The sequence below is a fragment of the Catenulispora sp. GAS73 genome (assembly GCF_041262085.1).
Classification (GTDB): Bacteria; Actinomycetota; Actinomycetes; order Streptomycetales; family Catenulisporaceae; genus Catenulispora.
Window position 1 is genome coordinate 34,166 of record NZ_JBGCCM010000003.1, and the last position, 25,455, is coordinate 59,620.

General features: G+C 70.8%; 23 protein-coding genes and 1 pseudogene. 14 read left to right on the plus strand and 10 right to left on the minus strand.

Going from position 1 to position 25,455, the window contains the following annotated elements:
* Positions 1–39 precede the first annotated feature (39 nt).
* Positions 40–384, minus strand: coding sequence for a transcriptional regulator (locus ABH935_RS05160; protein ID WP_370376599.1), 345 nt, complete (start codon positions 382–384; stop codon positions 40–42).
* Complete coding sequence (locus ABH935_RS05165) at positions 381–917, minus strand: hypothetical protein (protein WP_370376600.1); 537 nt, start codon at positions 915–917, stop codon at positions 381–383. The genes ABH935_RS05160 and ABH935_RS05165 overlap by 4 nt, the downstream gene beginning before the upstream one ends.
* 191 nt (positions 918–1,108) lie before the next feature.
* Between ABH935_RS05165 and ABH935_RS05170 the strand changes: the two genes are divergently transcribed.
* Both ABH935_RS05170 and ABH935_RS05175 read left to right on the plus strand, forming a co-directional pair.
* A complete protein-coding gene (locus ABH935_RS05170; RefSeq protein ID WP_370376601.1) occupies positions 1,109–1,957 on the plus strand; it encodes an SAM-dependent methyltransferase in 849 nt (282 codons plus the stop codon).
* A gap of 201 nt (positions 1,958–2,158) precedes the next feature.
* The gene (locus tag ABH935_RS05175) at positions 2,159–3,034 is read left to right on the plus strand and encodes a YhjD/YihY/BrkB family envelope integrity protein (protein WP_370376602.1); all 876 of its coding nucleotides are present in this window, start codon (positions 2,159–2,161) and stop codon (positions 3,032–3,034) included.
* Between the two features lie 103 nt (positions 3,035–3,137).
* Here ABH935_RS05175 and ABH935_RS05180 read toward each other — a convergent pair whose 3' ends face one another.
* The gene (locus ABH935_RS05180; RefSeq protein WP_370376603.1) at positions 3,138–4,160 is read right to left on the minus strand and encodes a DUF4349 domain-containing protein; all 1,023 of its coding nucleotides are present in this window, start codon (positions 4,158–4,160) and stop codon (positions 3,138–3,140) included.
* A 508-nt stretch (positions 4,161–4,668) separates the two neighbouring features.
* Between ABH935_RS05180 and ABH935_RS05185 the strand changes: the two are divergent.
* Together ABH935_RS05185 and ABH935_RS05190 are read left to right on the plus strand one after the other, a co-directional pair.
* A pseudogene (locus ABH935_RS05185) lies at positions 4,669–4,767 on the plus strand (ABC transporter ATP-binding protein); the annotation flags it as partial.
* Between the two features lie 109 nt (positions 4,768–4,876).
* On the plus strand, positions 4,877–5,218 hold the full coding sequence (locus ABH935_RS05190; protein WP_370376933.1) for an FtsX-like permease family protein: 342 nt from the start codon (positions 4,877–4,879) through the stop codon (positions 5,216–5,218).
* Here ABH935_RS05190 and murF read toward each other — a convergent pair.
* Both murF and ABH935_RS05200 read right to left on the minus strand, forming a co-directional pair.
* Entirely contained in the window at positions 5,202–6,701 is a 1,500-nt protein-coding gene (gene murF / locus ABH935_RS05195) for a UDP-N-acetylmuramoyl-tripeptide--D-alanyl-D-alanine ligase (protein ID WP_370376604.1), read from the minus strand. The two genes, ABH935_RS05190 and murF, sit on opposite strands and share 17 nt — an antisense overlap.
* Positions 6,698–7,954 carry a D-alanine--D-alanine ligase family protein gene (locus ABH935_RS05200; RefSeq protein ID WP_370376605.1) on the minus strand — a complete coding sequence of 419 codons (1,257 nt, stop codon included), beginning with the start codon at positions 7,952–7,954 and terminating at the stop codon, positions 6,698–6,700. Before ABH935_RS05200 ends, murF begins: the two co-directional genes overlap by 4 nt.
* A 301-nt stretch (positions 7,955–8,255) precedes the next feature.
* Here ABH935_RS05200 and ABH935_RS05205 point away from each other — a divergent pair, with 301 nt between their 5' ends.
* The 3 genes from ABH935_RS05205 to ABH935_RS05215 all read left to right on the plus strand — a co-directional run bounded on the left by ABH935_RS05205 (position 8,256) and on the right by ABH935_RS05215 (position 12,356).
* Positions 8,256–10,973 (plus strand): glucosidase, encoded by a 2,718-nt coding sequence (locus tag ABH935_RS05205; RefSeq protein ID WP_370376606.1) that lies wholly within the window; start codon positions 8,256–8,258, stop codon positions 10,971–10,973.
* Positions 10,974–11,200: 227 nt separating this feature from the next.
* A complete protein-coding gene (locus ABH935_RS05210; RefSeq protein WP_370376607.1) occupies positions 11,201–11,386 on the plus strand; it encodes a hypothetical protein in 186 nt (61 codons plus the stop codon).
* Between the two features lie 337 nt (positions 11,387–11,723).
* The gene (locus tag ABH935_RS05215) at positions 11,724–12,356 is read left to right on the plus strand and encodes a TetR/AcrR family transcriptional regulator (RefSeq protein ID WP_370376608.1); all 633 of its coding nucleotides are present in this window, start codon (positions 11,724–11,726) and stop codon (positions 12,354–12,356) included.
* Between the two features lie 121 nt (positions 12,357–12,477).
* On the opposite strand, the gene ABH935_RS05220 is transcribed toward ABH935_RS05215, so the two are convergent.
* Entirely contained in the window at positions 12,478–13,497 is a 1,020-nt protein-coding gene (locus tag ABH935_RS05220) for an SIS domain-containing protein (protein WP_370376934.1), read from the minus strand.
* A gap of 83 nt (positions 13,498–13,580) precedes the next feature.
* Here ABH935_RS05220 and ABH935_RS05225 point away from each other — a divergent pair, with 83 nt between their 5' ends.
* Complete coding sequence (locus ABH935_RS05225) at positions 13,581–15,473, plus strand: aminotransferase class I/II-fold pyridoxal phosphate-dependent enzyme (RefSeq protein WP_370376609.1); 1,893 nt, start codon at positions 13,581–13,583, stop codon at positions 15,471–15,473.
* A gap of 206 nt (positions 15,474–15,679) precedes the next feature.
* On the plus strand, positions 15,680–16,546 hold the full coding sequence (locus tag ABH935_RS05230) for a chitosanase (protein WP_370376610.1): 867 nt from the start codon (positions 15,680–15,682) through the stop codon (positions 16,544–16,546).
* Between the two features lie 138 nt (positions 16,547–16,684).
* On the opposite strand, the gene ABH935_RS05235 is transcribed toward ABH935_RS05230, so the two are convergent.
* Together ABH935_RS05235 and ABH935_RS05240 are read right to left on the minus strand one after the other, a co-directional pair.
* A complete protein-coding gene (locus ABH935_RS05235) occupies positions 16,685–18,781 on the minus strand; it encodes an LCP family protein (RefSeq protein WP_370376611.1) in 2,097 nt (698 codons plus the stop codon).
* A complete protein-coding gene (locus tag ABH935_RS05240) occupies positions 18,771–19,208 on the minus strand; it encodes a hypothetical protein (protein WP_370376612.1) in 438 nt (145 codons plus the stop codon). Before ABH935_RS05240 ends, ABH935_RS05235 begins: the two co-directional genes overlap by 11 nt.
* Before the next feature lie 525 nt (positions 19,209–19,733).
* Here ABH935_RS05240 and ABH935_RS05245 point away from each other — a divergent pair.
* From ABH935_RS05245 to ABH935_RS05255, 3 genes are all read left to right on the plus strand, one after another.
* Positions 19,734–21,020, plus strand: coding sequence for an LCP family protein (locus ABH935_RS05245; RefSeq protein ID WP_370376613.1), 1,287 nt, complete (start codon positions 19,734–19,736; stop codon positions 21,018–21,020).
* A gap of 66 nt (positions 21,021–21,086) precedes the next feature.
* Positions 21,087–22,061 carry an L-threonylcarbamoyladenylate synthase gene (locus ABH935_RS05250; RefSeq protein WP_370376614.1) on the plus strand — a complete coding sequence of 325 codons (975 nt, stop codon included), beginning with the start codon at positions 21,087–21,089 and terminating at the stop codon, positions 22,059–22,061.
* Positions 22,062–22,185: 124 nt separating this feature from the next.
* Complete coding sequence (locus ABH935_RS05255; protein WP_370376615.1) at positions 22,186–22,347, plus strand: hypothetical protein; 162 nt, start codon at positions 22,186–22,188, stop codon at positions 22,345–22,347.
* 42 nt (positions 22,348–22,389) lie between these two features.
* On the opposite strand, the gene ABH935_RS05260 is transcribed toward ABH935_RS05255, so the two are convergent.
* Entirely contained in the window at positions 22,390–23,001 is a 612-nt protein-coding gene (locus tag ABH935_RS05260) for a helix-turn-helix transcriptional regulator (RefSeq protein ID WP_370376616.1), read from the minus strand.
* A 71-nt stretch (positions 23,002–23,072) separates the two neighbouring features.
* Positions 23,073–24,284, minus strand: a complete 1,212-nt coding sequence (locus ABH935_RS05265; RefSeq protein ID WP_370376617.1) for a PP2C family protein-serine/threonine phosphatase — start codon at positions 24,282–24,284, stop codon at positions 23,073–23,075.
* Positions 24,285–24,351: 67 nt separating this feature from the next.
* Between ABH935_RS05265 and ABH935_RS05270 the strand changes: the two genes are divergently transcribed.
* A complete protein-coding gene (locus ABH935_RS05270) occupies positions 24,352–24,900 on the plus strand; it encodes a MarR family winged helix-turn-helix transcriptional regulator (RefSeq protein ID WP_370376618.1) in 549 nt (182 codons plus the stop codon).
* Positions 24,901–25,088: 188 nt separating this feature from the next.
* Positions 25,089–25,415 (plus strand): STAS domain-containing protein, encoded by a 327-nt coding sequence (locus tag ABH935_RS05275; protein ID WP_370376619.1) that lies wholly within the window; start codon positions 25,089–25,091, stop codon positions 25,413–25,415.
* Positions 25,416–25,455: the final 40 nt, after the last annotated feature.

Genomic DNA, 25,455 nt, shown 5'->3' on the forward strand with positions numbered 1-25,455 from the left:
GGGCCGGAGCCGGCAGTTGTATTCCCGACCAAGACCCCGCTAGCGGGTGACGGTGTCGGGCGGCGTCGCCGATGTCGGAGCGACCAGCGATGCCCCGGCCCCGTTGACGATCTCCTGCAGCGCCAGCACATGGCGCTCGAACGCTCCGCGTCCCTCGGCCGTCAGTCGTGCCGACGTGCGGGGGCGTTTGCCGACGAAGGCCTTGCGGATTTCGACGTAGCCGACGTCGGCCAGAGTCGTCAGCTGCTTGGACAGTGCGGAGTCGGACAGGCTGAGGCTGTCGCGTAGTACTGCGAAGTCCGCCCAGGCGGTTGCGGCGAGGAAGGCGACCAGGGACAGTCGGGTTGGTGCGTGGATGAGCTCGTCGAACTCGGGGGTGGTCATCGTCGGCTCCCGGATCGGCGTAGCAGGACAGCCTGCTCCCATCGCACGAGTAGCTGGCCGCCGACTGCGAACATCACTGCGCCGACCACCGTGGCTATCGTCGCCGGGTGGGCGACCCCGGCCGCCTTTAGGCTCAAGCCGGTTGTCAACGTCACGCCGAGCAATATTGCCACGAAGCCCGCCACTCCCAGGAGGGCCCTGCGGGTCGTGCCCGGGCCCGCCAGGTCGCGGCGGGGTGCGGCGGCGCGGGCTCTGCGGGACACCGGGATGTCGATGGCGAGTGCGCAGGCTGTGTATCCGGCGACTCCGATCCAGATGACCGCGCCGCGACCGGACTGCAGGGCTGTTGCGAGTGCGATCGTCAGGGCCCCGTGTGCCCACCAGTACCAGCGCGGAAAGATCTTGCGGCGGATCACCTGTTCCCGGCGGCGGTCGATCTCGTCCAGGGCGCGTGCGGCGTCGGCGGCGTCCGGTGTGCTCATGTTCGAGGTCGCGTCCGTGGGTTCGATGTGGTCGTTCATGCGCTCGTCCATTTTCCCTCCCAGACATTACTTTCCCGCTGGGAAAGTAGACCCCTGACGTCGGACACGCAAGGGTTTCGTGCCCCTACCGTGCGTTCTGCCGGGCCGACCGGCGTCCAGTCGCGTGCCGGCCGGCTCGTATCAGCATTCGATGATCATGGGCTACCCTGGCCCGACGACCAAAGCCGAAGGGGGAGCCAGGCGTGGAAGACACCACACGGGGGTTGGGGGACGACGACCTGACGCCGGGCTGGGCGCCGCCGGCGGCCGACGCCATCGACACCACCAAGGCCCACCCCGCGCGCATCTACGACTGCCTGCTCGGCGGCAAGGACCACTTCGAGGTCGACCGCCAGGCCGCCGAGGTCGTTCTCAAGGCCCTGCCGGGCGCGCGCGAGATGGTCCGGGAGAACCGCGCCTTCCTCGGCCGCGCCGTGCGCCACCTCGCCGAGGCCGGGATCACGCAGTTCCTGGACATCGGTACCGGCATCCCCGGCCCCGGCAACACCGGCGACGTCGCGCGCTCGGTCCAGCCCGACGCCCGCGTGGTGTACGTGGACTACGACCCGGTGGTCGCCGTCCACTCCCGCGCTCTGCTCGCCGGCGCCGACCCCGAGCTGACCGCCATCGTCGTGGCCGACGTGCGCGACCCGAAGTCCATCCTGGACTGCCCGGCCGTGGGCGAGGTCCTGGACTTCGACAAGCCGATCGCCGTCCTGATGGTCGCCCTCCTGCACTTCATCAAGCCCGAGGAGGACGCCCACGGTATCGTCGCGACCTTCCGCGACGCCCTGCCGCCCGGCAGCGCCGTGGTGATCTCGCACGGCACCGACGGCGGCGACCCCGAGACCTCCGCCGAGGCGCGCAAGGGCTGGGACAACGCGACGTCGCAGTTCACGATCCGCGACCGGGACGACATCACCGCGCTGTTCGACGGGCTGGAACTGGTGGAGCCGGGCGTGGTGAACGTGCCGCTGTGGCGGCCGGAGGGGCCGGCGCGCGAGGACTGGGCCGACATCTGGTTCGACGGGGGCGTGGGGTTCAAGCGGTAGTTCCTCGGGGGACCACCGCGGCTTCGGAGTTCGCGAATGCGGCACCCGTGATGCTGAAATACCGTCGAGTTCGCACGGACGAAACGGATGCATTCGACCGCGTCGGCTGGGAGCCGACACCCGTCACCCGTCACGCGCGCCCCTGGAACAACACAACTGCTCTCCTTTCCTGGGATCACCAGGTGAGCGAGGAGGTGTGGAATGGAAAGCGAATCCGTCGCCGTCGGCGAAAGCGCCGCTGGGCTGCCCGCGAGTAGATACGCACGGCTGGTCGAGCGCTGTCGCCGCAGCGTCGTGGCGAACGTGTGGCGCGGGGGCGTGCAGATGGAGCTGCTTCGCCGTTCCATGGCGTTCGCGACGCTGGGCCTGGTCGCGCTGGTGCCGCTGCTCGTGGTGGTGGCGGCGATCGATCCGTCGTCGCAGCAGGGTTTCGGGCAGTGGGTCGCCGACGGGATGGGTCTGCCTCGGGATACGGCCGCGCCGGTGCTGCGATTGTTCTCGACGCATCATCAGGAGGCGCGGCAAATCAGTGTCCTGGGCTTCGCCCTGTTGGCCGCGTTCGGGTTGGCGTTCGTGTCGGACGTGAAGCTCGGCTATGAGCGGATCTGGGATCTGCCGGCGCAGTCGTGGCGACAGGCGTGGCGGCGCGCGGTGTGGCTGGCGGTGATGGTCGGCTACCTCGCGTTCGAGGTGGAGAGCGGCGTTCTGCTGAGCCATGGGCCGTTGCAGTCGGCGGGACGGATCGTCATTTTCGCTTCGGCGGCGTTGCTGTTCTTCTGGTGGGGGCAGCATTTCCTGCTCGGCGGAACGGTCCCGTGGGGCTGGTTGCTACCGGGTGCCGTCGCGACCGTCGCGGGCTTGAGTGGCCTGCGGGAGTTCTCGACGCTGGTGTTCAACCCGATGATCGTCTCCAGCGCGCGCGACTACGGCATGGTCGGTGTCGTCCTGGTGGTGCTGTCGTGGCTGATCGGCGTGGGATTCGTCATCTTCGGCGGAGCGTTGGCCGGGCGGTACTACTGCGAGCGGCTGGCCGAGCGGCGTGCCGTGCGGGAGGCGGTGCGGGAGGCGGTGCGATGAGGCATGTCGGTGGAGTGTGATCAGGAGCCGTCCACCGAATGCCGCATCGCGCCGCCTTGAACGCGGCAGCGGGGCCTGAACCCGCCGTCGCCTGCCGCAGCGGCTATTCGGAACCGTCCGCGCTCACGGCAGCCGGCTGTTGTGCTGGCTGCGCCGGCTTCACCCCCTGGGCCGCCGCTCGCGCGCGTAGCTGCATCGCCACCCGCACCAACCGCCTCACCGGCCACCACAGCACGGCGACCAGCACCGCGAACGGCAGCAGCACGCCGACGATCACCAGCACCACCTTCAGCGTGCCCATGAACGCCTGCCAGCCGTCGTGCAGGCCGCGCTGCAGGGCGTTCTGGTGCTTCGCCGCCGGCGGGGCCGGGGCCGGCGCCTGCGGGACGAGGAACGTGACCGTGATCGTGGACAGCGATACCTGGTCGTTCAGCGTGGCCAGCTGCGCCTGCATCGACTCCAGGTCGGCCTCGCGCCTCGACAGCTCGCCTTCGAGCGACACCACGTCCGCCAGGTTCGCAGCGTTCTTCATCAGGTCCGTGATCCGCGCGATGCTCGCCTGCTGCGCGGAGATGCGCGTGCTGGTGTCCACCACCTGCGAGGTGACGTCGGAGGCGTTGCGGGTCTCGTCCTGCACGGTTCCGCCGGTGCCGAGCTGGTCGATGACCTTGTCGAACGCCGTCGACGGCACGCGCAGCGTCATCGTGGACTGCGTCAGGCCCTGCACGTCCGGCACGGTCCCGGACTGGGAGTTCTCGCCGCCGACGAACCCGCCGTTGCTCGCCGCGAGCGTCTCGGCGTTCGCCGTGGCGCCCGCGACGTCCTTCGTGCGGACGGTCAGGGTGGCCGTGTAGACGATGCTGCGGCCCGCCACCGGGGGCTTGGCCAGCGAGTTCTTTCCCGCCGCGGGCGCCCCGGCGCTCGGGGCCGGGGCCGCGTCGCCGGACAGGCCGCCGCCGCTGCCGCCGGCGGCGCTGTTCGCGGCGTTGGGGACCGCCACTGAGCCGGCCGCGTTCGACGACGCCGACTTGCCTTCGGCGTTGGTGCCGCACCCGGCGCTGAGGCCGATCGCCACGACAGCGGCGAGGACCGCCGCTATCCGCGCTGTTTGAGCACTCTGTTTCATCACGGGACTGGGACGGGGGCGGGTACGGTGCGGTTCCCGCTCGCAGGCTCACGGTTCGGTGACAGATCGGCATCGGGATGGTGGTCGGAGGGCTCGGGTCCGCCGGCGATTTCGCACCGGGATACGCGTGGTTTCACGGGTTCGGTGGCGGGGCCAGCTCCATAACGTTGTCCGTGGACGCACCGCCAGTGGCGCCTGGCGATCAGTACGGGGTCGGGGGGCGCTTTTCACCCCGGCTGGCGGTGCGTCTCACGGCGGGGGTGACCAGTACGAGAGCTGTCCAGTCGCGATCCGCGACGTCCTCCTCGGCGACGTCCACGTCGGAGACCGGCACCCCGAGGCGGGGCCTGCCTGGCGTCCCCCCCCCGGCTATCCCTACCCCGGTCGGGAGGCTCACCCGGTCGTCCGGGGCGCTTCTGCTCGACAGAGTGGAAGGGCACGCAGCCGTGTGATCGGAAGGACGAAGGCAGTGGCGAAGACGAATCCGGCCCCGCCGGGCATGGTGGCGATGGAGGGCGTGGCGCGCCGCTACGGTGCGCGGCGCGCGCCGGTCTGGGCGTTGCGGGACGTGTCGCTGGCGGTGCCGTCCGGGCAGTTCGTGGCGGTCATGGGGGCGACCGGGTCGGGCAAGAGCACGCTGCTGCACTGCACTGCACTGCCGGGCGGACGTCTGGCTCGACTACTCCGGCACCGGCGTCTACGGCGCCTTCGCCGCGATCACCGCACTGAACACGCTGATCACGGTCATGGCGCGGCGTCGCGGGGACCTGGCGGTGACCCGGCTGGCCGGCGCCGACCGCCGCCGGCTGCTGGGCATCGTCGGCATCGAGGCGGCGATCGTCCTGGCCACCGCGCTGGTGCTGGCAGCGGGCGTCGGCGGCCTGACCCTCGCCCCGATGCTGCACACCCAACTCCACACCTGGCTGCCCTACCTGCCTCCGTCGTACCTCCTCGCCGGGATCTCGATGGCCGTCGCGGTGGTCGCCACGGGGATGGTCGCCTCGGCTGTCGCCTTCACACGGCGGCGCGCGATCGAGGTCGTCAGTGCGGTGGAGTAGCGATCAGCGCCTCCGCCACCGCGTTCAGGCCCAAGTCGTGCGAACCCTTCACCAGGACCACGTCATCGGGCCGGATGAGCTCACCGACCAGCGCCAGCGCCTCGTCACGGTTGCGGGCGCGCTGGATGACCATCCCCGGTGCCCGGTCGCGGGCCGCCTCGGCCAGCGCGGCCGGTCCGGTCCCGTCGTAGAACTCCGAGTCGGGGCCGTCGACGACGACCAACGCCGCGAACCCCAGATCGGCGGCCAGCGCCCCGATCCGCGCGTGGCGGACGGCTGAATCAGCCCCCTGCGCGACCATCTCCCCCAGGACCGCGACGACGCGCCGGGAATCGTCCGCGGCCAAGGCCCAGGTGGCGTGCAGGGCCGCGGCCATCGACTCCGGGAAGGCGTTGAAGGCGTCGTCCACGACCGTGACCTTGTCGACGTCACGGGTCCGGACAGCCAGACGCGACTCGGACCGGGGACTGGCGGCGCTCAGTGCCGCGGCGATCCGGTCCACCCCGATGCCCAGCTTCCACGCGATGGCGGCGGCGGCCAACGCGTTGCCGATCTGGTGCGAGCCCAGCAGGGACAACTGCACCAGAGCGTCGCCGTCAGGCGTCCTCAGCGTGAAGACTGATTTGCCCTGCATCAGACGCTCGTCGACCGCGCTGATCACGGCCCGGTGGCCGAGGTCCTGGCCGCGATCATGATCACGGCTGAACCAGACCACCTCGGCGTCGGTCCGCGCGGCCATCGCCGCGACCCGGGGATCGTCGGCGTTGAGCACCGCGACGCCGCCGGCCGAGCCCGCCGGCAGCACCTCGACCAACTCGGCCTTGGCCTCGGCGACCAGGTCGAGCGGATCGTCGACCACCGCGGTCCCGGCCGGGGCCCCGGCCACGAACGTCTCCACATGCGCGTTCCCGACCGCGAGCACCGCACCGATCCGGGGCGGCGCGATCGATGTCAGATAGCTGAGATCCCCGGCGCGCGCCGCCCCCATCTCCAGGACCAGGTAGCGGGTCGTCTCGTCGGCGCGGAGCACCGTCAGTGGCAACCCGAGTTCGTTGTTGAAGGAGCCCGCTGTGGCGACGGTCGGCGCCTCGGACTCCAGGATCGCGGCCAGCAGGTCCTTGGTCGTGGTCTTGCCGAACGATCCGGTGATCCCCACCACCAGCGGGTCGAGTCCGGTCTGGGCCGGGCTGCCGGCCAGCTGGTGCTGGGCGAGCCGGGCCAGCGCGGTCCGGACGTCGGGCACCAGCACCGCCGGGGCCGGGACCGGCCGGGAGGCCAGGACCGCGGCCGCCCCCGCCTCCACTGCCGCCGCCGCGAACCGGTGGCCGTCCACCTGGGCGCCGTCGAAAGCGGCGAACAGCCCGCCCGGGACCACGTCGCGGGAATCGAGCGCCACCGATCCGCGCACGACCAGCAGCGGATCGGCCAGGTGTAGCTCGCCGCCGACGACTTCGGCGATCTCGGCCAGTGTCAGCGCTCTCACCGCGCCTCCCCGGAAACGCGACCGGCGTGACCTGCGGCGGCCGGTTCGCCGGCATGACCGGCATGACCAACCCCACCGGCCCGATCAACCCGACCGGCATGGACGCCGTGGCGAGTCGGCCGTACGAGCGCTAGGTCGATGAGCCAGGACAGCAGCTGCGGCATCGGCACTCCGCTGGCCTGCCAGGCGCGCGCGAACGAGGACCGCGTCGTGAACCCGGGCATGGTGTTGATCTCGCAGACGTACAACTCGTCCGCCTGCTCGTTCCACAGGAAGTCCACCCGCGCCAGCCCGAAGCCGCCGATGGCCTCGAAGGCCTCCCGCGCCATCGCCATGATCTGCTCGGCGACCTTGTCCGGGACGTCGGCGGGAACCGTGAGCCGGGCATCGACGGCCTGGTACTTCTGCCGGAAGTCCAGCAGCCCGCCGTCGACGTCGATCTCGGCCGGGAGCGAGGCCCACACCTCGCCGTCGGGGCTGACCAGCACCCCGCAGTCGAACTCGCGGGCGTCGTCGACGCCCTGCTCCACGATGACCGTCGCATCCAGGGAGAAGGCCTGGTCGATCGCGCCCTGGAGTTCTCCGGCATTCGACACCCGGGTCACGCCGATCGACGAGCCGCCGGCCGCGGGCTTGACGAACAGCGGCCAGCGCAGGTCCCTGACCAGCGGAAGGAAATCCCGGTTCGACGTCCGGTGCTCGGCGGTCAGGACGACGTACGGGGGCACCGGGAGACCCTCGGCCCGGAAGGCGCGCTTCATCGCGACCTTGTCCATGCCGACCGCCGAGGCGCCGACCCCGCAGCCGACGTAGCGCACCCCGTACGCCTCCAGCAGGCCTTGGAAGACCCCATCCTCACCGAACGCGCCGTGCAACACCGGGAACGCGACATCGATGCGAGCCAGCACCCTGCTCGGATCACTCGCGTACACGACGCTCAGCGATCCGTCGGAGCGATGCGGGAGCAGTTCGACCGGCGTCCCGGCGATCGGCAGCAGGTCGTCGATGGCGACTTCCGGGACGGGCCCGGTGCGGGCGTATTCCAAAGCCTCAGCCGGCAGCAACATGAACTGCCCGCTTCTGGTGACGCCTATCGCGTGCAAGGCGTAACGATCAGCGCGGAGGTTGCGGGCTACCGCCTTCGCCGACGCGCAGGAAACGTCGTGTTCGGCGGACGGGCCGCCGTAGAAGATACCGACCTGGAGCAGGCCGTTGTCAGAATTCGTTCGTACAGGTGCTGCCGTGGCGTGCATGTAACCCCCTAGTCATGCCGACCATATCTGATGATGAACGGCCGACGTTGAAGATCCCGCGTGATGGGCGCGGATCTCAACCGCCGGCCGGGATCGCGGTGACGCTGCGTGCCCGGAAACCGGATCATGGCTTCGCCCCGCCATGGCGCCGACGTCCTACGGAGCACAAACTGCCGGCCTCGCCGAGGCGTCAGGTCCTTGAATGAACGCGTTGAGGCACGCGGCCACGGAGCCTGCTCGGGCCCGCTGCGCGGTCCTCCCGAAATGCGCGTTATGTGAGTGATCTCTAAGCTCGGGGATCATGCAGGCGGAGAAGGCCAGACTGGCGGCGGCCGACGAGGGACGTGTTCCGTGGCGCGCGTGGGGGCCGTATCTGGCCGAGCGCGCGTGGGGGACGGTCCGGGAGGATTACTCGGCCGGCGGAACGGCATGGGATTACTTCCCACACGACCACGCCCGCTCCCGCGCCTACCGCTGGAACGAGGACGGGCTCGCCGGGATCTGCGACGACCGCCAGTGGTTCTGCTTCGCACTGGCGTTCTGGAACGGCCGCGATCCGATCCTGAAGGAACGCCTGTTCGGACTGGCCGGTCCCGAGGGGAACCACGGCGAGGACGTCAAAGAGTACTGGTGGTACCTGGACTCCACGCCGACCCACTCCTGGATGCGCTGGCGCTACCACTACCCGCAGGACGCCTTCCCCTACTTCGACCTGGTGGAGGAGAACCGGGCCCGGGGCCAGGACTCGCCCGAGTACGAGCTCGTCGACACCGGCGTGTTCGACGAGGGCCGCTACTGGTCGGTGACCGTGGACTACGCCAAGGCCGGCCCCCGCGACATGTGCGTCCTGATCAAGGCCGAGAACCGCGGCCCGCAGGAGGCGACGCTGCACGTGCTGCCGACGCTGTGGTTCCGCAACACGTGGGCCTGGGGCCTCGCCGACCACGGGGACTTCCCGGTGGTCCGCGGCGAGGGATCCCAGCTGATCGGCGACCACCTGTTCGTGGGCCGCGTCGTGCTGTCCGGGGACGGCACCCCGACCCCGCTGGCCTGCGACAACGAGTCGAACGCGCGGCTCCTGTGGGACACCCCCGGCCGGTCGCACTACCCGAAGGACGGCATCAACGACCACGTCGTGCACGGCGCGCCGACGGTCAGCCCCGACTGCAGCGGCAGCAAGGCGGCGCTGCACTACGTGCTGACCGTGCCGCCGGGGGAGTGCGCCGAGATCCGGCTGCGCCTGACCGCGCAGGACCCTGATGGCCCTGGCGACACCAACACCGGCCGATCCGCGACCGCGCATTCCCAGCCGCACCCCGCCACGGGCAAGCACCCGGACCTCGCCGCACGCCCGGCCCCAGACCTGGGCTCCGGCTTCGAAACCGTCCTCGCCGCGCGCCAAGCCGAGGCGGACGAGTTCTTCGCCGACCTCACCCCGTCCAGCTGCACCGCCGACGAGGCGCTGGTGCTGCGGCAGGCCGTCGCCGGGCTGTTGTGGTCGAAGCAGTACTACCACTACAACACCGCGCGCTGGCTCAAGGGCGACCCGCTCTACCCGGCCGAGGGCAGCCGCGGCCAGGGCCGCAACGCGCGATGGTGGCACCTGTCGGCACGCGACGTCATCGCCATGCCCGACGCGTGGGAGTACCCGTGGTTCGCGGCGTGGGACCTGGCCTTCCACGCCGTCGCGCTGGCGCGCGTCGACCCGGCGTTCGCCAAGCAGCAGCTGGAACTGCTGCTGGAGGGCTGGTACCTGCACTCCTCCGGCCAGATGCCGGCCTACGAGTGGAACTTCGACGACGACAACCCGCCGGTCCACGCCTGGGCCGCGCTCCAGGTGTTCCACCTGGACGGGGCACGCGACTTCGCCTTCCTCAAGCGGGTCTTCCGCAAGCTGCTGATGAACTTCACCTGGTGGGTGAACCACGCCGACCCCGACGGCGACAACGTCTTCAAGGGCGGCTTCCTCGGCCTGGACAACATCGGCCCCTTCGACCGCCACTACGGCCTGCCCCCGGGCACGTTCCTACAGCAGAGCGACGGCACCGCCTGGATGGCGATGTACTCGCTGAACATGATGGAGATGGCGCTGATCCTGGCCCGGCAGGACAGCACCTACCACGACCTCGTACCCAAGTTCTACGAGCACTTCGCACTGATCGCCGAGGCCGCATACCGCATCGGCCTCTGGTCGGAGGAGGACGGCTTCTTCTACGACGTACTCCGCCTCCCCGACGACGGACTCGTCCCAGTCCGGGTCCGCTCGGTAGTGGGCCTGCTGCCCCTGGCCGCGGCGACCTCCGTCCCAACATCAAGCCTGCGCTCGATCACCGCCCTGGCCAACCGCGTCCGCTGGTACCAGTCGAACCGCCCGGAGTACACCGAGCACCTCGGCGACGACGCAGGCGGCGCCGGCGGCGGCCACCGCCGACTGCTGGCAATGGTCGGCCCCGAACGCCTCCGCCGACTACTCACCCGGATGCTGGACGAGGACGAGTTCCTATCCGGCCACGGCCTACGCGCCCTGTCCCGCGAGCACCACGACCACCCCTTCTCACTGGCCGTAGGCGAGATGCGCTACACCCTGGAGTACGAGCCCGGCGAATCCCGCACGGTGATGTTCGGCGGCAACTCCAACTGGCGCGGCCCAGTCTGGTTCCCAGTGAACTACATGCTCATCGACGCCCTCGACCGCTACCACGAGTTCTTCGGCGACAGCTGGCGCACGCCATTCCCCGCCCCGGACGGCCCCCCAGCCACCCTGCGCCAAATCGCCAACGACATCGCACACCGCCTAGTGTCACTGTTCCTCAAGGACGCCGACGGCCGCCGCCCAGTATTCGGCGACGTGAAGCTGTTCCAGCACGACCCCGCATGGCACGACCTGATCCCCTTCTACGAGTACTTCCACGGCGAAACCGGCGCCGGCCTCGGGGCGTCGCACCAGACCGGATGGACGGCACTGGTGGTGAACCTGATCCTGCGGCGGCAGGAGCCCCGGAAGCCGCCGCCGTCGTAGGGGTTGTCATCCGGCCAGGATCAGCTTGCCGAGGCGCTGGGCCCGGCCAGCGGTGGTCTCGGCGGCCTCGGGCAGCGACGGGCCAGCGTGGCCGGCCACGTGGTTCGTCGTGTCCGACCGGACCATGCGGGGTGTTGGTTCTGGGTCCCTCGCCGCGTCGGCGGGCGAAGCCAACCTGCCCGGTTTGGCGGTGTCCAGCCGGACGAGGCAGCACCACAGCAACAGCGATGCGGCTTGACGCCGCCGGACCGGGCTGGTTCCGTAAGGCGACGACGTGGCGAGGGGCACAGAACCTCGGCGACCACAAGCAGCACCGCCAGCAGACAACGCGGCGCACCACGAGCGGACAGAAAGCCGACCAGTCGCGGGCCGCCGCCGAAGCGCCGGACGCGCGGGTCGCCCCCTCGCTGTAGAGCGCCCGCCGGAGGCCTCAAGGTGCCCACCAAACGCGGCCGCCGGCCGCCCGCATGACGTGTGCGCAGTGACTCGGACCCATGCGTGGTCGTGGACACCAACACCGGCGGCCGCCAGCGCGAAACGAGTCGCTCAACCGAACTGCGTCCCCCTGCGAGGTCATCAAATCGTGCGCGAAGCCGTAAAAATCGCCTGTAAATCCACAGATCTACCGCACCGCAGCAACATCCCGCACACCCCACCCACCACCTCCCCACCTCTCAGCCACCCCCCCCAGCCACCCCCCAGCCACCCCCCACCTTGACAAGAAATCAAACAAATGCTTGAATTCCCCTCATGGCGACGGAAAAACCAGACCTACGCCGCGAAGCCGGCCAGCGCACCCGCGACGGCCTAATGTCCGCCGCCCTGCAGCTCCTCGCCGACCGCGGACAGGAGGGCGTGACGCTCCGCGAGATCACCGACAAGGCCGGCGCGAACGTGGCGGCGGTGAGCTACCACTTCGGCTCGCTCAAGGCGTTGTGCGACTCGGCGATCGAGCACGCCCTGGAGAGCTACCTCGACGAGCAGATCCGCGCGATCAGCGCCCTCGGCCCCGCCTCGACCATCGACGAGCTCGCCGAGGCCTTCGCCCTGCCGATGGTGCGTGCCATCGCGGCGGGCGGCCGCGACCGCGCCGTGATGCGGACCGTGGCACGCGTCGCCATCGACCCGCCGGAGAGCTGGGAACGCCTCACCGCCAAGTTCGAGCTCTCGCGTCGGGACGCCATGCGGGTGCTGGAGGCGAACCTCCCCGGCGTCAGCAGCGAAGACCTGGTGTTCCGCATCCGATGCGCGGCGGGCATCCTGAACTGGCTCGCGCTGGCGCCGATCGGTGCGGAGCTCGCGACGCAGCCCGCTGAGGAGATCGCACGGAAGCTACTGCCGGTGGTAGCCGGCGCTTTCCACGGCTACTCGTCAGCAGATTGAGTCCGTCCTCGGCGACAGCGCCGACCGCGCCGACAGCGCCGACCGCGCCGACAGCGCCGACCGCGCCGACAGCGCCGACAGCGCCGACAGCGCCAACAGCCGTGCGAGCCACCCCCGCCGACTAACGAGTCCGCGTCACCTTAGCCAGCCCCCGAGGCGCGTCGGGGTTGAGCCCGCGAGCCATCGTCACGTGGTACGCCAGCTGTTGCAGCGGCAGAATCTCCAGAATCGGAGACAGCTCCTCCGGAATCCCGGGCGGCAGAGTGAACCCGGCCGACGCTCCGCCCATGTGCTCCCGAGAACCGACCACGACCAGGTCGGCACCGCGTTCCCGCAGCCGTTCCAGTACCGGCTCCAGCGCAGCGCCACCCGCGCCTTCAGCAGCGACGGCGATCACCGGCGAGATGTTGTCGAGCATAGCCAACGGCCCGTGCAACAGGTCCGCGCCGGAGAAGGCATGTGCCGGCGTATAAGACGTCTCCATCAGCTTCAGCGCCGCTTCCCGAGCGGTCGGGTAGGAGTACCCCCGCGCGGTCAGCACCAGGCGCGAGGCGAACCGGTAGCGGCCCGCCAGCTCGGCCACCTCAGCCTCGCGGGCGAGCGTCGCGGCCGCCAGCTCCGGGAGCGGCTTGGCCGCGTCGCCGTCGCCGCCGCGGAGCGCGTCGATGAGGAGCCAGAGCGTCAGTAGCTCGGCGGTGTAGGTCTTGGTCGCCGGCAGCGCGAGTTCCGGGCCGGCCAGGACGTCCAGGTCCAACTCCGATGCCGCGTTCACGGGGGATCCGGCGACGTTCGTCACCGCCAGCGTCAGGCCGCCGCATTCCTTGGCCATCTCGGTGGTGGCGACGAGGTCCGGGGAGCCGCCGGACTGCGAGACCGTCACGCACAGGACGTCGGACAGGTCGGGGCGCGCGTGGTAGGCGGTCGTGGTCGACATCGAGGTCAGGCCGACGGGGAGGCCGAGGGTGATCTCCATGAGGTACTTCGCGTAGTACGCCGCGTTGTCGCTGGTGCCTCGCGCGGTCAGGAGCACGAAGCGGGGGCTGGCGGCGCGGATTCGTTCGGCCACCTCACGGATCCGCGGAAGTCCCTTGGCCAGGATGCGTTCCAGCACCTCGGGCTGTTCGGCGATCTCGCGGGCCATCACTTCGCCGGGCAGGACTTCGTCGGTGTCGTTCACACCGAACACGGTAGACGGCAGGCGGCTCGGGTGTACGGTCCGATTCCGTGACGGAAAACCAGTCCAATCACGGGTTCGAGACGCTGCTGGTGCTGGACGACCACGGGCCCGGGCCGCTGCACGCGCGGCTGCGCCGGGCGCTGCGGGCGGCGATCGCGGAGGGGCGGATCGCGCCGGGCAGCGCGGTGCCGCCGAGCCGGTTGCTCGCCGCTGACCTGGGATGTTCGCGCTGGGTGGTCACGGAGGCCTATGCGCAGCTGGCCGCCGAGGGGTACTTGGAGGCGCGGAGCGGTTCGGCTACGCGCGTGCGGCGGGGGCCAGCGGATCGTCCGGCGGAGGCGGCCGGCGAGACGGTTTTGGCGGGATCGCCTCTGCCACCGCGCTTCGACTCGCGTTACCACTCGCGCTTCGACCTCTCACCAGGGCTGCCGGACCTGCGCATGTTCCCGCGCAAGCGCTGGATCGAGGCGTTGCAGCACGCGATGCACGACGCGCCGCACGCCGACCTCGGCCACGGCGACCCGGCCGGCCACCCGACCCTGCGGGCCACGCTCGCCGAGCACCTGACCCGCTCGCGGGGCGCGGCGGTGGCGGCGGAGCACGTGACGATCTGCGGCGGCACGACGGACGGGCTGGTCAGGATCCTGACGGCGATGCGGCGCCAGGGCCACACGGCGCTAGGCGTCGAGGACCCGGGGTGGGACTGGCCCGCGACGCGCGCGCTGATCGCCGGCGCGGGCCTCACGGCGGTCCCGATCCCGGTCGACGGCCACGGCCTGCGCGTGGAGGCGCTGCGGCAGGCCCCCGCGGTACGCGCGGTCCTGGTCGCCCCGGCCCACCACTTCCCGACCGGCGTGGCCCTGGCCCCGGACCGCCGCAGCGAGCTGATCGCGTGGGCGCGGGACGTCGACGGCCTGGTGCTGGAGGAGGACAAGGACTCGGAGTTCCGCTACGACGGCCGCCCGGTCGGGGCGCTGCAGGGGATGGCGCCCTCGTATGTCGCGCTGCTCGGCTCGCTGAGCAAGACCCTCGCCCCGGCGCTGCGGATCGGCTGGATCGCCACGCCGGCGCGGTGGACGGCGGCGCTTGCCGGAGTGCGGGTTCCGGCGAACCAGCTCGCTGCGATAGAGGCAGTTCGCTCCGGTGCACGCCCCGCCGCCGATTCCGCAACAGATCACGCCGCCGACCCGACAGCCAGCGCCGCCGACCGCGCCGCTGGCCGAACTGGCTCCGCAGCCGACCGCGCCGCCGATTCCACAGCGCATTCCGAAGTCCACTCTGTGCCCGAGCTCGCCGCCGACCTTGCATCGAGCCGCGCCGCCGACCCGACAGCCAGCGCCGTCGACCGCGCCGCCGATTCCACAGCGCATTCCGAAGCCGACTCTGTGCCCGACCGTGCCGCCTATCTTGCATCGAGCCGCGCCGCCGACCCGACAGCCAGCGCCGCCGATTCCACAGCGCATCCCGAAGTCGACTCTGTGCCCGAGCTCGCCGCCGACCTTGCATCGAGCCGCGCCGCCGACCGCTCAGCCGACCTGCCGGCAACTCCAGCCGCCCCGCCCCCGACCCTCGACCAACTAGCCTTCGCCCACCTCATCCGCTCCGGCGCCTTCGACCGCCACCTCCGCACCGCCCGCCGGGCCTACCGCCGACGTCGCGACGCGTTCGTCGCCGAGCTCGGGCGGCAGCTGCCCGAGTGCCCGGTGTCGTCAGCGGCTGCCGGGTTGCACGTGATCCTTCGCGTCCCCGACGTGTCCGCGGCGGTTGTCGTCGAGGCCGCTGCGGCGCGCGGAGTGCGCGTCGGCAGTATGGCCGAGCACTGCTCTGAGCTGCACGTTCGAGAGGATCGGCTGATCCTCGGGTACGGCACCGTTGCCGACAGCCAGGTGGCCGCCGCGGTCTCGGCGCTCGCCGGGGCCATCTCCTCCGTCGCCGATTAATATCATTAGTAAACTTTCCTAATAGGTCTGGACTGCCGCCCGCGCCCGCCCCTACAGTGCTCCACGCGAGCTCGCACCTGTACGTGTACCTGCACCGCCGCACCAGCCGGCCGTCGACAGCGGCCGGTTCCCTTCACGCCGGCCGCGGCATGGCCGCGCCGGAGTACCTGGAGCGTCAGATGCGAGTTTCCCTTCGTCCTGCCCGCGTGGGCAGGCACCTGCTGGTCCCGGCGCTGGTCGCCGCGTCCGTCGCCGGCGGTCTGTGCGTGGTCGGTGCGACCGCGCCGAGTGCCGCCCCCGTCGTGGCGCGGCACCAGGCGTTCGCGCCGACCGCCTGGGCGGCCGGCGGTGGGCTGACCGCCGACCAGCGTCGTCGGGCGGATCAGCTGATCAGCGTCTTCGAGAACAGCACCACCACCCTGCAGTACGCCTACGCCGAGAACATCAACGACGGACGCGGCGTCACCGCCGGACGCGCCGGCTTCACCACCAACGACGGCGACGCGCTCAAGGTGATCCAGGCGTACGACGCGATCTCGCCGGGCAACGTCCTGGAGCCCTTCATCCCCGAGCTGCGACGGCTGGCTGCCGCCGGTTCCGGCGACACCTCCGGCCTGCCCGAAGCCGACTACATCGCCGCCTGGAAGCAGGCCGCCACGGACCCGGTCTTCGACCAGGTCCAGGACGACCAGGTCGACCAGCGCTACTTCAACCCCGCCATGGCCGACGCCGACCAACTCGGCCTCACCACCGCGCTGGCCCGCGCGGAGCTCTACGACGCCTCCATCCAGCACGGCAACGGCACCGAGTACGACGCGCTGCCCGCCCTGATATCCCGCACCAACGCGGCGGTCGGCACCCCGGCCGCCGCCGGTGAGTCCGCGTGGCTGGACGCGTTCTTCAACGTCCGGATCGACGACCTGCGGAACCCGGCGAACAGCGCCACGCAGGCCGAATGGTCGCAGTCGGTGGACCGCGTGGAATGCCTGCGGCGGATCGCCGCGACCGGCGACTACACCCTGGACGGGCCGTTGAACATCACGGCCTTCGGCTCGTCGTACACCATCAACTGATGAGTATCGAGTAGGCGAAACAGGGTACTGAGAAGCAGGCGGGTGGATCGCGCAGGAGTCAGCCGCGCGATCCACCCGGCTGTGTGAGTGTTACGCAGTGGTCTGAGAACACCGTGAAGAACACTCAGTCGTGGCTTCTCAGTACACGCAGGGAATCCCGTTCTGCGAACTGGCATCCACCGCGCCACCGCTGTTCAGCCCGTTGCCGGTGTCACCACCACCCGAGCCGCCAGTGCTGCCGCCGGTCGACCCACCGGTCGCCCCACCGGTGCTGCCACCGCTCGCCGTGGAGCCGCCGGTCGGGGTGCTGCCCTCGGTGAGCTTCGACTGCTTGAAGTCGCTCCCCACCGTCACCACGATGTTGTTCGCCTTCAGCGAGCTGCTGGCGACCGGCACCGTCCCGGTCCCCATCGCGTCAGCGATCTTCTGCGCCTCGTCCTGCCCGCCGGCGCCGTAGCGGATCACGGTGTGCCGGATGTTGCCGCCGTTGCCGGTCTTGGTCACCGGGACGCCGGTCTTGTCCATGATGAACGACGACAGCTTCAGCGCCAGCCCGGTGGAGGTGGTGCCGTTGTCCACGGTGATGGTGTCCTTCGGCGGGGCCGGGGTGGACGGTGCCGCCGGGGCCGTGGTCGGCGCCGACGACGCCGTGGTCGGCGGCGGTGCGGGCGTCGCGTCCTTGGTGAACGTCGAGGCGAAGACCTGCTTGATGGCGTCCGGGTCGACCGTCAGCGCGTCCTCGCCCTTGACCTTGGTCGTACCGGTCGTCGGCAGCGTGATGAACTGGGCGTTGCCGCCGGTCAGGTTCGAGGCGCTGGCGGCGAAGTCGAGCACGTTCCAGTTGTCGTTCTTGTCGATGACGATGTCGTTCGACACCACCTGCAGCAGCGAGTTCATCTTGCCCAGGTCGCCGAACAGCCCCTCGCTGCGCAGCTTGGCCATCACCGAGGACAGGAACGCCTGCTGGCGGTGCGTGCGGTCCAGGTCGCCGTTGGGCAGGTGGAAGCGCTGGCGCACGAACTGCAGCGCGGTGGCCGCGTTGATCGTCGAGACGCCGGCCGGCAGGTTGATGCCGGTGCCCGCGCCGTCCTCGATCGGGTCGTTGGCCGGGGCCTTCAGACACACCTGGATGTTGCCGATCGCCTTCACGATGTCGTAGAACCCGACCAGGTTGACCTCGGCGAAGTGGTCGACGTGCTGCTTGGTCAGCTCCTGCACCGCGGCGATCGTCGCCTCGCGCCCGACCTCGCGGCTCTTCGCCTCCAGATCGGGCTTGTTCGTGATCCCGGCGGCCCGCAGCTTGGACTCGGCGTAGGCCTTGGCGTCGCCGTAGGCCTCCTTGATCTTGCCCTTGCCGTCCGACGGGAAGGTGGGCACCTGCGAGATCGTCGAGGAGCCGCCCGGCCGGTCGACGTCGCTGTCGCGGGGTATCGAGTACGCCGTGACCTTCCCGCCGTTCGCGGGTATGTGCATGAAGATCAGGACGTTGGTGTTGTACCCGCCGATCGCCGAGGACCCGGCGTGCAGCTCGTCCTCGACCAGCGACGTCGGCAGGTCGTTGCCGTTCATGTCCTTGCGCGAGTCCAGCCCGACCAGCAGCAGGTTGATGTCGTTGCCCAGGTGCTTGGGGACGTAGCCGCCCTCGCCGGGCTTGGCCGCGTTGGTCGCGTCGGACGTGTGCAGGCTGTCGTTCAGGCTGCTGTTGACGTACCAGATCGAGCCGGTCGTGATGAACACGGCGGCGCCGACCACTCCGGCCAGTGCGCGGCCGGCGATCAGTGCCGGAGCGAGCGCCTTCTTGCCCGGACGACCGCCGTCGGGACCGCCGGCGTCGCGGCGAGACCGGCCAGGCGGACGCGGACCGTCCTCGGCGGCGTGGAAGTCGTCGTCTTCGTCGTAGCCCTGGTACCCCTGATCGCCCTGGTAGCCCTGATTCTCCGGGGCCGGGTAGCCGCGTTCTGCCGGGTAACCGGGTGCCGGGGGTGGGGGATAGCCGCGACCACGACCACCGTCGTAACCACGCCCCTGGTCCTCGCGAGGCCGCCCGCGCTCCGGTCCGGCAGCACGCTCCCACGGCATGGGATCCGCCTGCTGCCCGTAGCCAGCCTGCCCGTAGTCACCCTGGCCGTAGCCGGCCTGTCCGTAATCACCCTGCCCGTAGCCCTCGTCCCGCCGACGGCGCCCCTGGCGCGCGTCCCCCTCGCCGTAACCGTCCGGCCGCCACTCATCGGCCACGCCGGGCCCCCTTCTTCTTCCGTTCCTGGACCGTCCCCCAGACGGCCACCGACCCCATCACCACGGCGCAGACCGCTATCACCGGGAACGTGTGCGTGGTGGCGTGCACCAGCCCGACCGCCTCGGCCTTGGTGCCCTGGTAGGGCGGGTTGCGCCACTCCAGCTCCGCCACCGCGCCGACCAGCCAGATCACCGGCGGGAGCGCGGGGATCAGATACCACAGCCAGTTGGACGCGGCCGCCGCCGCGGCGAGGCCGGCCGCGATCACGCAGACCACGGCGAAGCCCGGGCCGTAATAGTTGCCGAGGATCTTGCCCACGATCGCGGCGAGCACCGGGCCCAGCCCCACGGCGGCCGCCGGCAGCCACCCGGGCATCCCCGCCAGCAGCGGCGGACGCCCCGACCCTGGCTCGTTCGGGCCGGCCACGGCCGCGGTGCCGCGGCCCTCGGAACGCGGCGCCTGCCGGCGATTGCCGCTGGGACCGCCGGGGCTGCTGGGACCGCCGGGGCCTGGGTTCGCGCCGGCACGCCGTGGAACGGGCGGACGGGGTTGCGAGCCTGATGGGCGGCGCGTCTGGGGTGGCATGGGACTCCGAAGTCGAGAGAGGGCGAAAGCCGAACCGGTTGATGCTCACTACTTGGACGCCGCAGCCCACCCTCAGGTTCGTCACAGACTCGCTACAACCCGAAGCTGCGACCCACCCGCGACGAACCCGCGCCGGCGGGGTAGGGGTGTTACGCGAGCCTTTCGAGTGCGTGTAACCGAACCGGGTGATCGCAACGTCTGGTCGAGCATAGACGTGAACACGGATCGGGAGGGCGGGCGTTGATGAGGCTCGGACGCCGAAGCGGTGGACCAGCGAAAATCCCGGCACCGGCGGCTTCCGTCCGCATCGCACTGCGCCAACTACGAACGATCATCGCTGTATCGGCCTTGTCACTGTTGGTGACAGTGACCGGATCCACCGGCTACGTCTACCTGCACCTCGACCACAACATCCACACCGCCGGCGACCTGAACACGCTGCCCGACCGGCCGCCGGTGCTGGTGCCGCCGCCCACCCCGAGCGGCAGCAGCGCCCCCGCCGCCACGACGTCGAGCACCGCGCCTCAGGGCCCTCCTATCAATATTCTGCTTCTAGGTTCCCAGACCCGCGACGGCCAGACCGGACAGTTCGGAGACTCCAACTCCACCGGCAGCTTCGGCGGCTCCGACGGCACCGACCTGTCGGACACCTCGATGCTGCTGCACATCTCCGGCGACCGGAAACACGCCATCGTCGTCTCCATCCCGCGCGACACTCTCGTCGACCGGCCGACGTGCCCCAGCCGCGACGGCAAGGGCACGATCCCCGGGGAGCAGCGGGCGATGTTCGACGCGTCGATGAGCCTCGGCGGGCCGTTGTGCGCGGCCGCGACCGTGGAACAGTACTTCCATGTGAGGGTCGACCACTTCGTGCGGCTGGACTTCAACGGCTTCCGTAAGATCGTCACCTACCTCGGCGGCGTCGAGGTCTGCATCCCGCCCGGCGGCATCAACGACCCGTTCAGCCACCTGAACCTTCCGGCCGGCCGGCAGGTGGTCACCGGCGACGAGGCGCTGGCGTTCGTCCGCGACCGGCACGGCCTGGCCGGCGGCAGCGACCTGGCCCGCATCGAGATGCAGAAGATGTTCCTGACCTCGCTGATCACCAAGATCGAGGACAGCGGCACGCTGAACGACGCGGGCGAGCTCTACCAGCTGGCGAACATCACCACGTCGTCGATCACGACCGACGACGCGCTGGGTTCGGTCACGGCGCTGCTGGATCTGGCCAGTCAGGTGCAGGACGTCAAGCCGCACGACATCGACTTCGTGACCATGCCGACGGTGCAGGACCAGATCGATCCCAACCGGGTCGATCCCGCGCCGGACGCCGAGGCGCTGTGGGCGCTGATCCGGAGCGACCAGGCTTTGGACGGGGCGTCCACAGCGGCGACGACGGCGAACTCAGCGCCGACCGCGACCGCGACTCCGACTCCCACCGGTATCGGGACGACTCCTTCGCCAACCGCTGACGGTCCGACCCCGACCGGAACGCCGGCCCAGGGAACGCCGGCGCAGGGAACCCCGTCACAGGGATCCTCGGCGACGGCGCCGTCCTCGGGCATCGCGACCGATCTCCAGGACCGGCCGGCTGACGCGGACATCTGCTCCAACCTCCCGGCGTCCAATCCCTATGCCGCAGACGGTTCCTGACTCCCGCTCACCCGATGGTGTCGCGGCGGGCGGGCCGCGTGCTCGGTGCGTGAGAGGATTTCAAGGGTGATCCGAGCCAGTGACATCGAGCAGGCGGCCGAGGTGCTTCGCGCCGGAGGCCTGGTGGCCCTCCCCACAGAGACCGTCTACGGCCTGGGAGCCGACGCCGAGAACCCGGCCGCGGTGGCGCGTGTCTATCTGGCCAAGGGCCGTCCGCCCACGCATCCGCTGATCGTCCACCTCGCCGGCGCCGAGCACCTCGACGACTGGGCCGACGGCGTGCCCGACGCGGCCCGCCTGCTCGCCGAGCGGTTCTGGCCGGGGCCCCTGACGCTGGTCCTGCGGCGGGGGAGCCGGGTGCCGCTGGAGGCCACCGGCGGCTTGGAGACGGTGGCGCTGCGCGTGCCGAACCACCCCGTCGCGCTGGAGTTGCTGAAGGCGTTCGGGGGAGGGGTCGCGGCGCCGTCGGCCAACCGCTTCGGCTCGGTGAGCCCGACCACCGCCGAGCACGTCCGGGCCGAGCTCGGTGACAGCGTCGACTTCGTTCTGGACGGCGGCCCCTGCGAGGTGGGCGTCGAGTCGACCATCGTCGACGCCACCGGCGAGGCTCTCAGCATCCTGCGACCCGGCGGCGTGACGCGCGAGAGCCTGGAGGCCGCCCTGGGCGCCCCGCTGGCGGTGCCCGAGGCAAGCCCGGTCCGCGTGCCCGGCCAGCACCCCTCGCACTACGCGCCGCGCGCGAAGGTCGTCCTGGTCCGGCCGGACGAGGTCGTCGCCGAAGCCGAACGCGCGCAGGACCAGGGCTACCAGGTCGGCGTCTTCCTCCCGCCGGCGTTCGCCGACACCCCGGTGAAGGCGCACGCGGTGGTGCAGGTGCCCGACTCGGAGGCCACGTACGCGCACCACCTCTACAACTACCTTCGGGAGCTCGACGAGCAGGGCTGCGACCTCATCGTCGCGTCGCTGCCGACGGAGTCGGGGCTGGGGCTCGCGATCGCCAACCGGCTGCGGCGCGCGGCGGGGCCTCGGAACTCCGGCTGATCGGCGCTGTCTTCCGCGGTGCGGGTGAGGCTCCCGATGCCAGTGGGGAACTGGTAGGACTCCGCAGGCCGGGCCGGCAATTCCTGAACCTGCGGCTTCGTCGAAACCGGCGAATCATGAAGCCATGGGATGGATAGCTCTGATCATCGTCTTGGCTCTGGTGTTCGGCGTCCTCGGCGCCGTGATCAAGGGCCTCCTGTGGCTCCTGGTCGTCGGCATCGTGCTCTTCGTCGCCGGAATGCTCTTCGGCGCGGTCAAGTCGCGCAGCGGCTCCCGCACCAGGTGAAGGATGTGTTCAAGAAGTAGGACCGCTTCAAGGACGAGCCGGTCAGGGCGTGCCGGAATCCGGTGATTCGGCTCCCGGCACGCCCACGTCCATGCTCGGCTCCATCGCAGGCGCAGGCGCAGGCGCAGGCGCAGGCCCGGCGGCCGGCTCGGTCGCCTGAGGCACCGCCTCGACCGGCTCCAGCAGCGGCTGGACCGGCGCCGGCAACGGCGTGACCGCCGCCACCGCCACCGCCGCCGCGACAGCGTCCAGCGGCGACGGCCCTGAGGGCCCCGGCCCCGACAGCCCCGACGGCGACCCCGTCGGCAGCGGCATCACCGCGGCGGCCAGAAAACTCTCCTGTGGCGTCGGCATCTCCGGCTCCACCTCCCCCGTGAGCAGGTCCAGGAACGGCCCCACCTGCAGCCCGTCCTGAGCCGAGTGCCGGAACGGGTTGTCGGGGTGTAGCACGTAGTGGGTACGCCGCCCCATCCGGACGCGCTCCACGTACCCGGCCCGCTCCAAGTCCGCGATGATCGCCTGGGTCGCGCGCTCAGTGATGCCGATGATCGCGCTGATGTCCCGGACCCGGGCCCGGGGGTTCCGGGCGATCTCGACGAGGACGTGTCCGTGGGAGGTGAGCAGCGTCCACTTCCGACGTTCGTCTGCCTCCATCCGGCCAGCATATCTCGGCCGGTATGGAACGATGTTGACCTCTAACAGGCTTCACACGCCCCGAAGCACCGTCACGAGCCCGGACGCCCGTACCAGTCCACACACACCACGACCGCGTCGTCGTCGGCGTCGGCCGATCGGTGGTCGGCCACCTCGCGCAGGATCGCCGTCGGCACATCCGCCGCGGGCAGCAGCCCGGAGGCGACGATCCCGCGTTGCAGCGCGCTCGTGCCGTACACCTCCCCGCCCGGCGAGACCGCCGCGTGCGCGCCGTCGCTGATGACGACCAGCCGGTCGCCGGGCTGCACCTGGAACCTCTGGACCTCGTACGCGGTCTCCTCGAACATGCCCAGCGGCAGCTGCGGCTCGACGTCGATCCGCTCGGTGGAGCGGCCGCGGCGCAGCCACATCTGTGGGGAGCCGGCGTCCACCACGCTCACCACGCCGGTGTCGTAGTCGAAGGACAGCAGCAGGGCACTGACGTACATGTCGCCCTGGTGCTGCGCGTAGACGGCCTGGTCGGCCAGCGCCGCCTGGTCGGCCAGCCCGATGCCGGCGCGGCGCGCGTTGCGCAGCGCGTTCACCGCCAGCGAGGTCAGCAGCGCGGCCGTGGTGCCCTCGCCCATGCCGTTGATCACGGTCAACGCCAGGTCGGTGTCGGTGACGGCCCAGTCGTAGCCGTCGCCGCGGATGGCGTAGGCCGGTTCGAGCTGCGCGCCCAGGGCGTACTCGCGGCGGCGGCTGGCGCGGCCGGGCAGCAGCTGCCACTGGGTCTCGGCGGCCAGGGTGAGCCGGGTGGCGCGCCGGGCCTGCTGGTAGCGGTCGGTGTCGCGTTCGGCGACGACGATCTCGTGCCCGAGCAGCTCGGCGATCGCCTGCAGCGCCTCGACGTCGGTCCCGGAGACGTCACCGCTCCCGGTCACGCCGCCGCTGTTCCCGTCCTGGGCGTCGTCCCCGCCGACGACCGGCAGCCGCGCGGTGAGCGTCCCGTGCCGGTCCCCGCGCACCGTCACCGGCACCGTGACGATCACGGTCCCGTCCTGCCGCTGCTGGAACTGCGCCAGCTGGCTGGCGAAGGCCTTCCCCTCGGCGCTGGCGTGGATCGGCAGCGTCCCGGCCGGGGCCGTCCCGCCGACCGGCGCGAGCACCCGCAGCGCGTAGTCGGCCAGATGCACTTGGACGCCTTCGATCCCCATGCCCAGCAGGGCAGCGCACACGGCCTCCGGCAACGCTTCCGGGTCGGCCGAGCGCAGGGCGCGCTCCACGGTCGGATAATCGATCACTTCGGTTCCTGATTCTACGGGGAGGGTGCGGGTGGTCGCCCCGGCGCGGCAGTGGCACAGTGGTGGCGTGCACCAGGAACCGCCGCCGCCCGAGAAAGTCGCCGAGACGGCGGCCGCGGTCGCGGAGTTGCTGGACGCCTTGCACGGACGGGGTATCGAGTCGCTGCCCGGCGGCCCGGTCCCGCCGTCGCAGCTGCGGGCGTTGCGGGCGATCGAGCGCTCCGAGGGCATCAACCTGCGCGCGCTGGCCGAGGCGTTGGGTACCAGGCCGCCGGCCACCAGCCGCCTGTGCGACCGCATGGAGGCCGACGGGCTCGTCCGCCGCACGCCGAGTGCCAGCAGCCGCCGCGAGGTCGAGCTCTGGCTCAGCCCGCGGGCCCGCCGGGTGCTCGCCGAGATCCGCTCGGCCCGGGTGCGGGAGCTCCAGGAGATCATGCAGACGCTGCCGCCGGACTCCTTGACGGGGCTGTCGACCCACCTCGGGAGCCTGCACGCCGCGATCGAACAGCGACTGGGGTCCTCGCAGACATCCGATTCCGAGACAGAGGAGTCGGACGCGGCCGGTCCGGGAACAGGCGAGTCGGGGGCCGGTGAGCAGGAGAGCAGCGCAGCCTGATCGTCCACTCGTCTTCCTCCCGCCGCTGCCACACGCGTCGCACGCGTTCCGTGTTCCACGCTACGTAGCGCGACCGGGATCCGGGCGCCGCGTCAAATGTTGCCACATGTAAACGATTAATTCTAAAGTCTGTTCGGGGCAGCCGTGGAGCTGCCCGGGCCGAGCCGTACACACCGCGGGAGCATCACATGAACACCTTCGGTCACACGGTCACCGACCACGGCGACCACGTGCGCCTCGAACTGACCGGCGACGTGGACTTCGCGGCCCACGCCGTCCTGGCGGAAGAACTCGGCGCGCTGGTCGCGGGCGGACGCCCGGTCACCGTCGACTGCGCCGGTGTGACGTTCCTGGACTCGATGGGTCTGCGGGCCCTGATCGAGGGCCTGCAGGCCGCGGACGCCGAGGGCGTGGGGTTCGAGCTGACCGACCCGTCCCAGCCGGTGCTGCGGGTGATGGAACTGTCGGGAACGACCGAGCTTTTCGCGATCCGGCGCGTGAAACCGGAAGATTAGGGCTCCTTCGGACGTCTGTCGTGCCGCCCGACGGGGGAGG

What these genes read in the sequence shown, in the direction of transcription:
- ABH935_RS05160 (WP_370376599.1), bottom strand. Translation starts at nt 384, where the DNA reads ATGACCACCCCCGAGTTCGACGAGCTCATCCACGCACCAACCCGACTG.
- ABH935_RS05165 (WP_370376600.1), bottom strand. Translation starts at nt 917, where the DNA reads ATGGACGAGCGCATGAACGACCACATCGAACCCACGGACGCGACCTCG.
- ABH935_RS05175 (WP_370376602.1), top strand. Translation starts at nt 2,159, where the DNA reads ATGGAAAGCGAATCCGTCGCCGTCGGCGAAAGCGCCGCTGGGCTGCCC.
- ABH935_RS05180 (WP_370376603.1), bottom strand. Translation starts at nt 4,160, where the DNA reads ATGAAACAGAGTGCTCAAACAGCGCGGATAGCGGCGGTCCTCGCCGCT.
- ABH935_RS05200 (WP_370376605.1), bottom strand. Translation starts at nt 7,954, where the DNA reads ATGCACGCCACGGCAGCACCTGTACGAACGAATTCTGACAACGGCCTG.
- ABH935_RS05205 (WP_370376606.1), top strand. Translation starts at nt 8,256, where the DNA reads ATGCAGGCGGAGAAGGCCAGACTGGCGGCGGCCGACGAGGGACGTGTT.
- ABH935_RS05210 (WP_370376607.1), top strand. Translation starts at nt 11,201, where the DNA reads ATGCGGCTTGACGCCGCCGGACCGGGCTGGTTCCGTAAGGCGACGACG.
- ABH935_RS05215 (WP_370376608.1), top strand. Translation starts at nt 11,724, where the DNA reads ATGGCGACGGAAAAACCAGACCTACGCCGCGAAGCCGGCCAGCGCACC.
- ABH935_RS05220 (WP_370376934.1), bottom strand. Translation starts at nt 13,497, where the DNA reads ATGGCCCGCGAGATCGCCGAACAGCCCGAGGTGCTGGAACGCATCCTG.
- ABH935_RS05255 (WP_370376615.1), top strand. Translation starts at nt 22,186, where the DNA reads ATGGGATGGATAGCTCTGATCATCGTCTTGGCTCTGGTGTTCGGCGTC.
- ABH935_RS05260 (WP_370376616.1), bottom strand. Translation starts at nt 23,001, where the DNA reads ATGGAGGCAGACGAACGTCGGAAGTGGACGCTGCTCACCTCCCACGGA.
- ABH935_RS05275 (WP_370376619.1), top strand. Translation starts at nt 25,089, where the DNA reads ATGAACACCTTCGGTCACACGGTCACCGACCACGGCGACCACGTGCGC.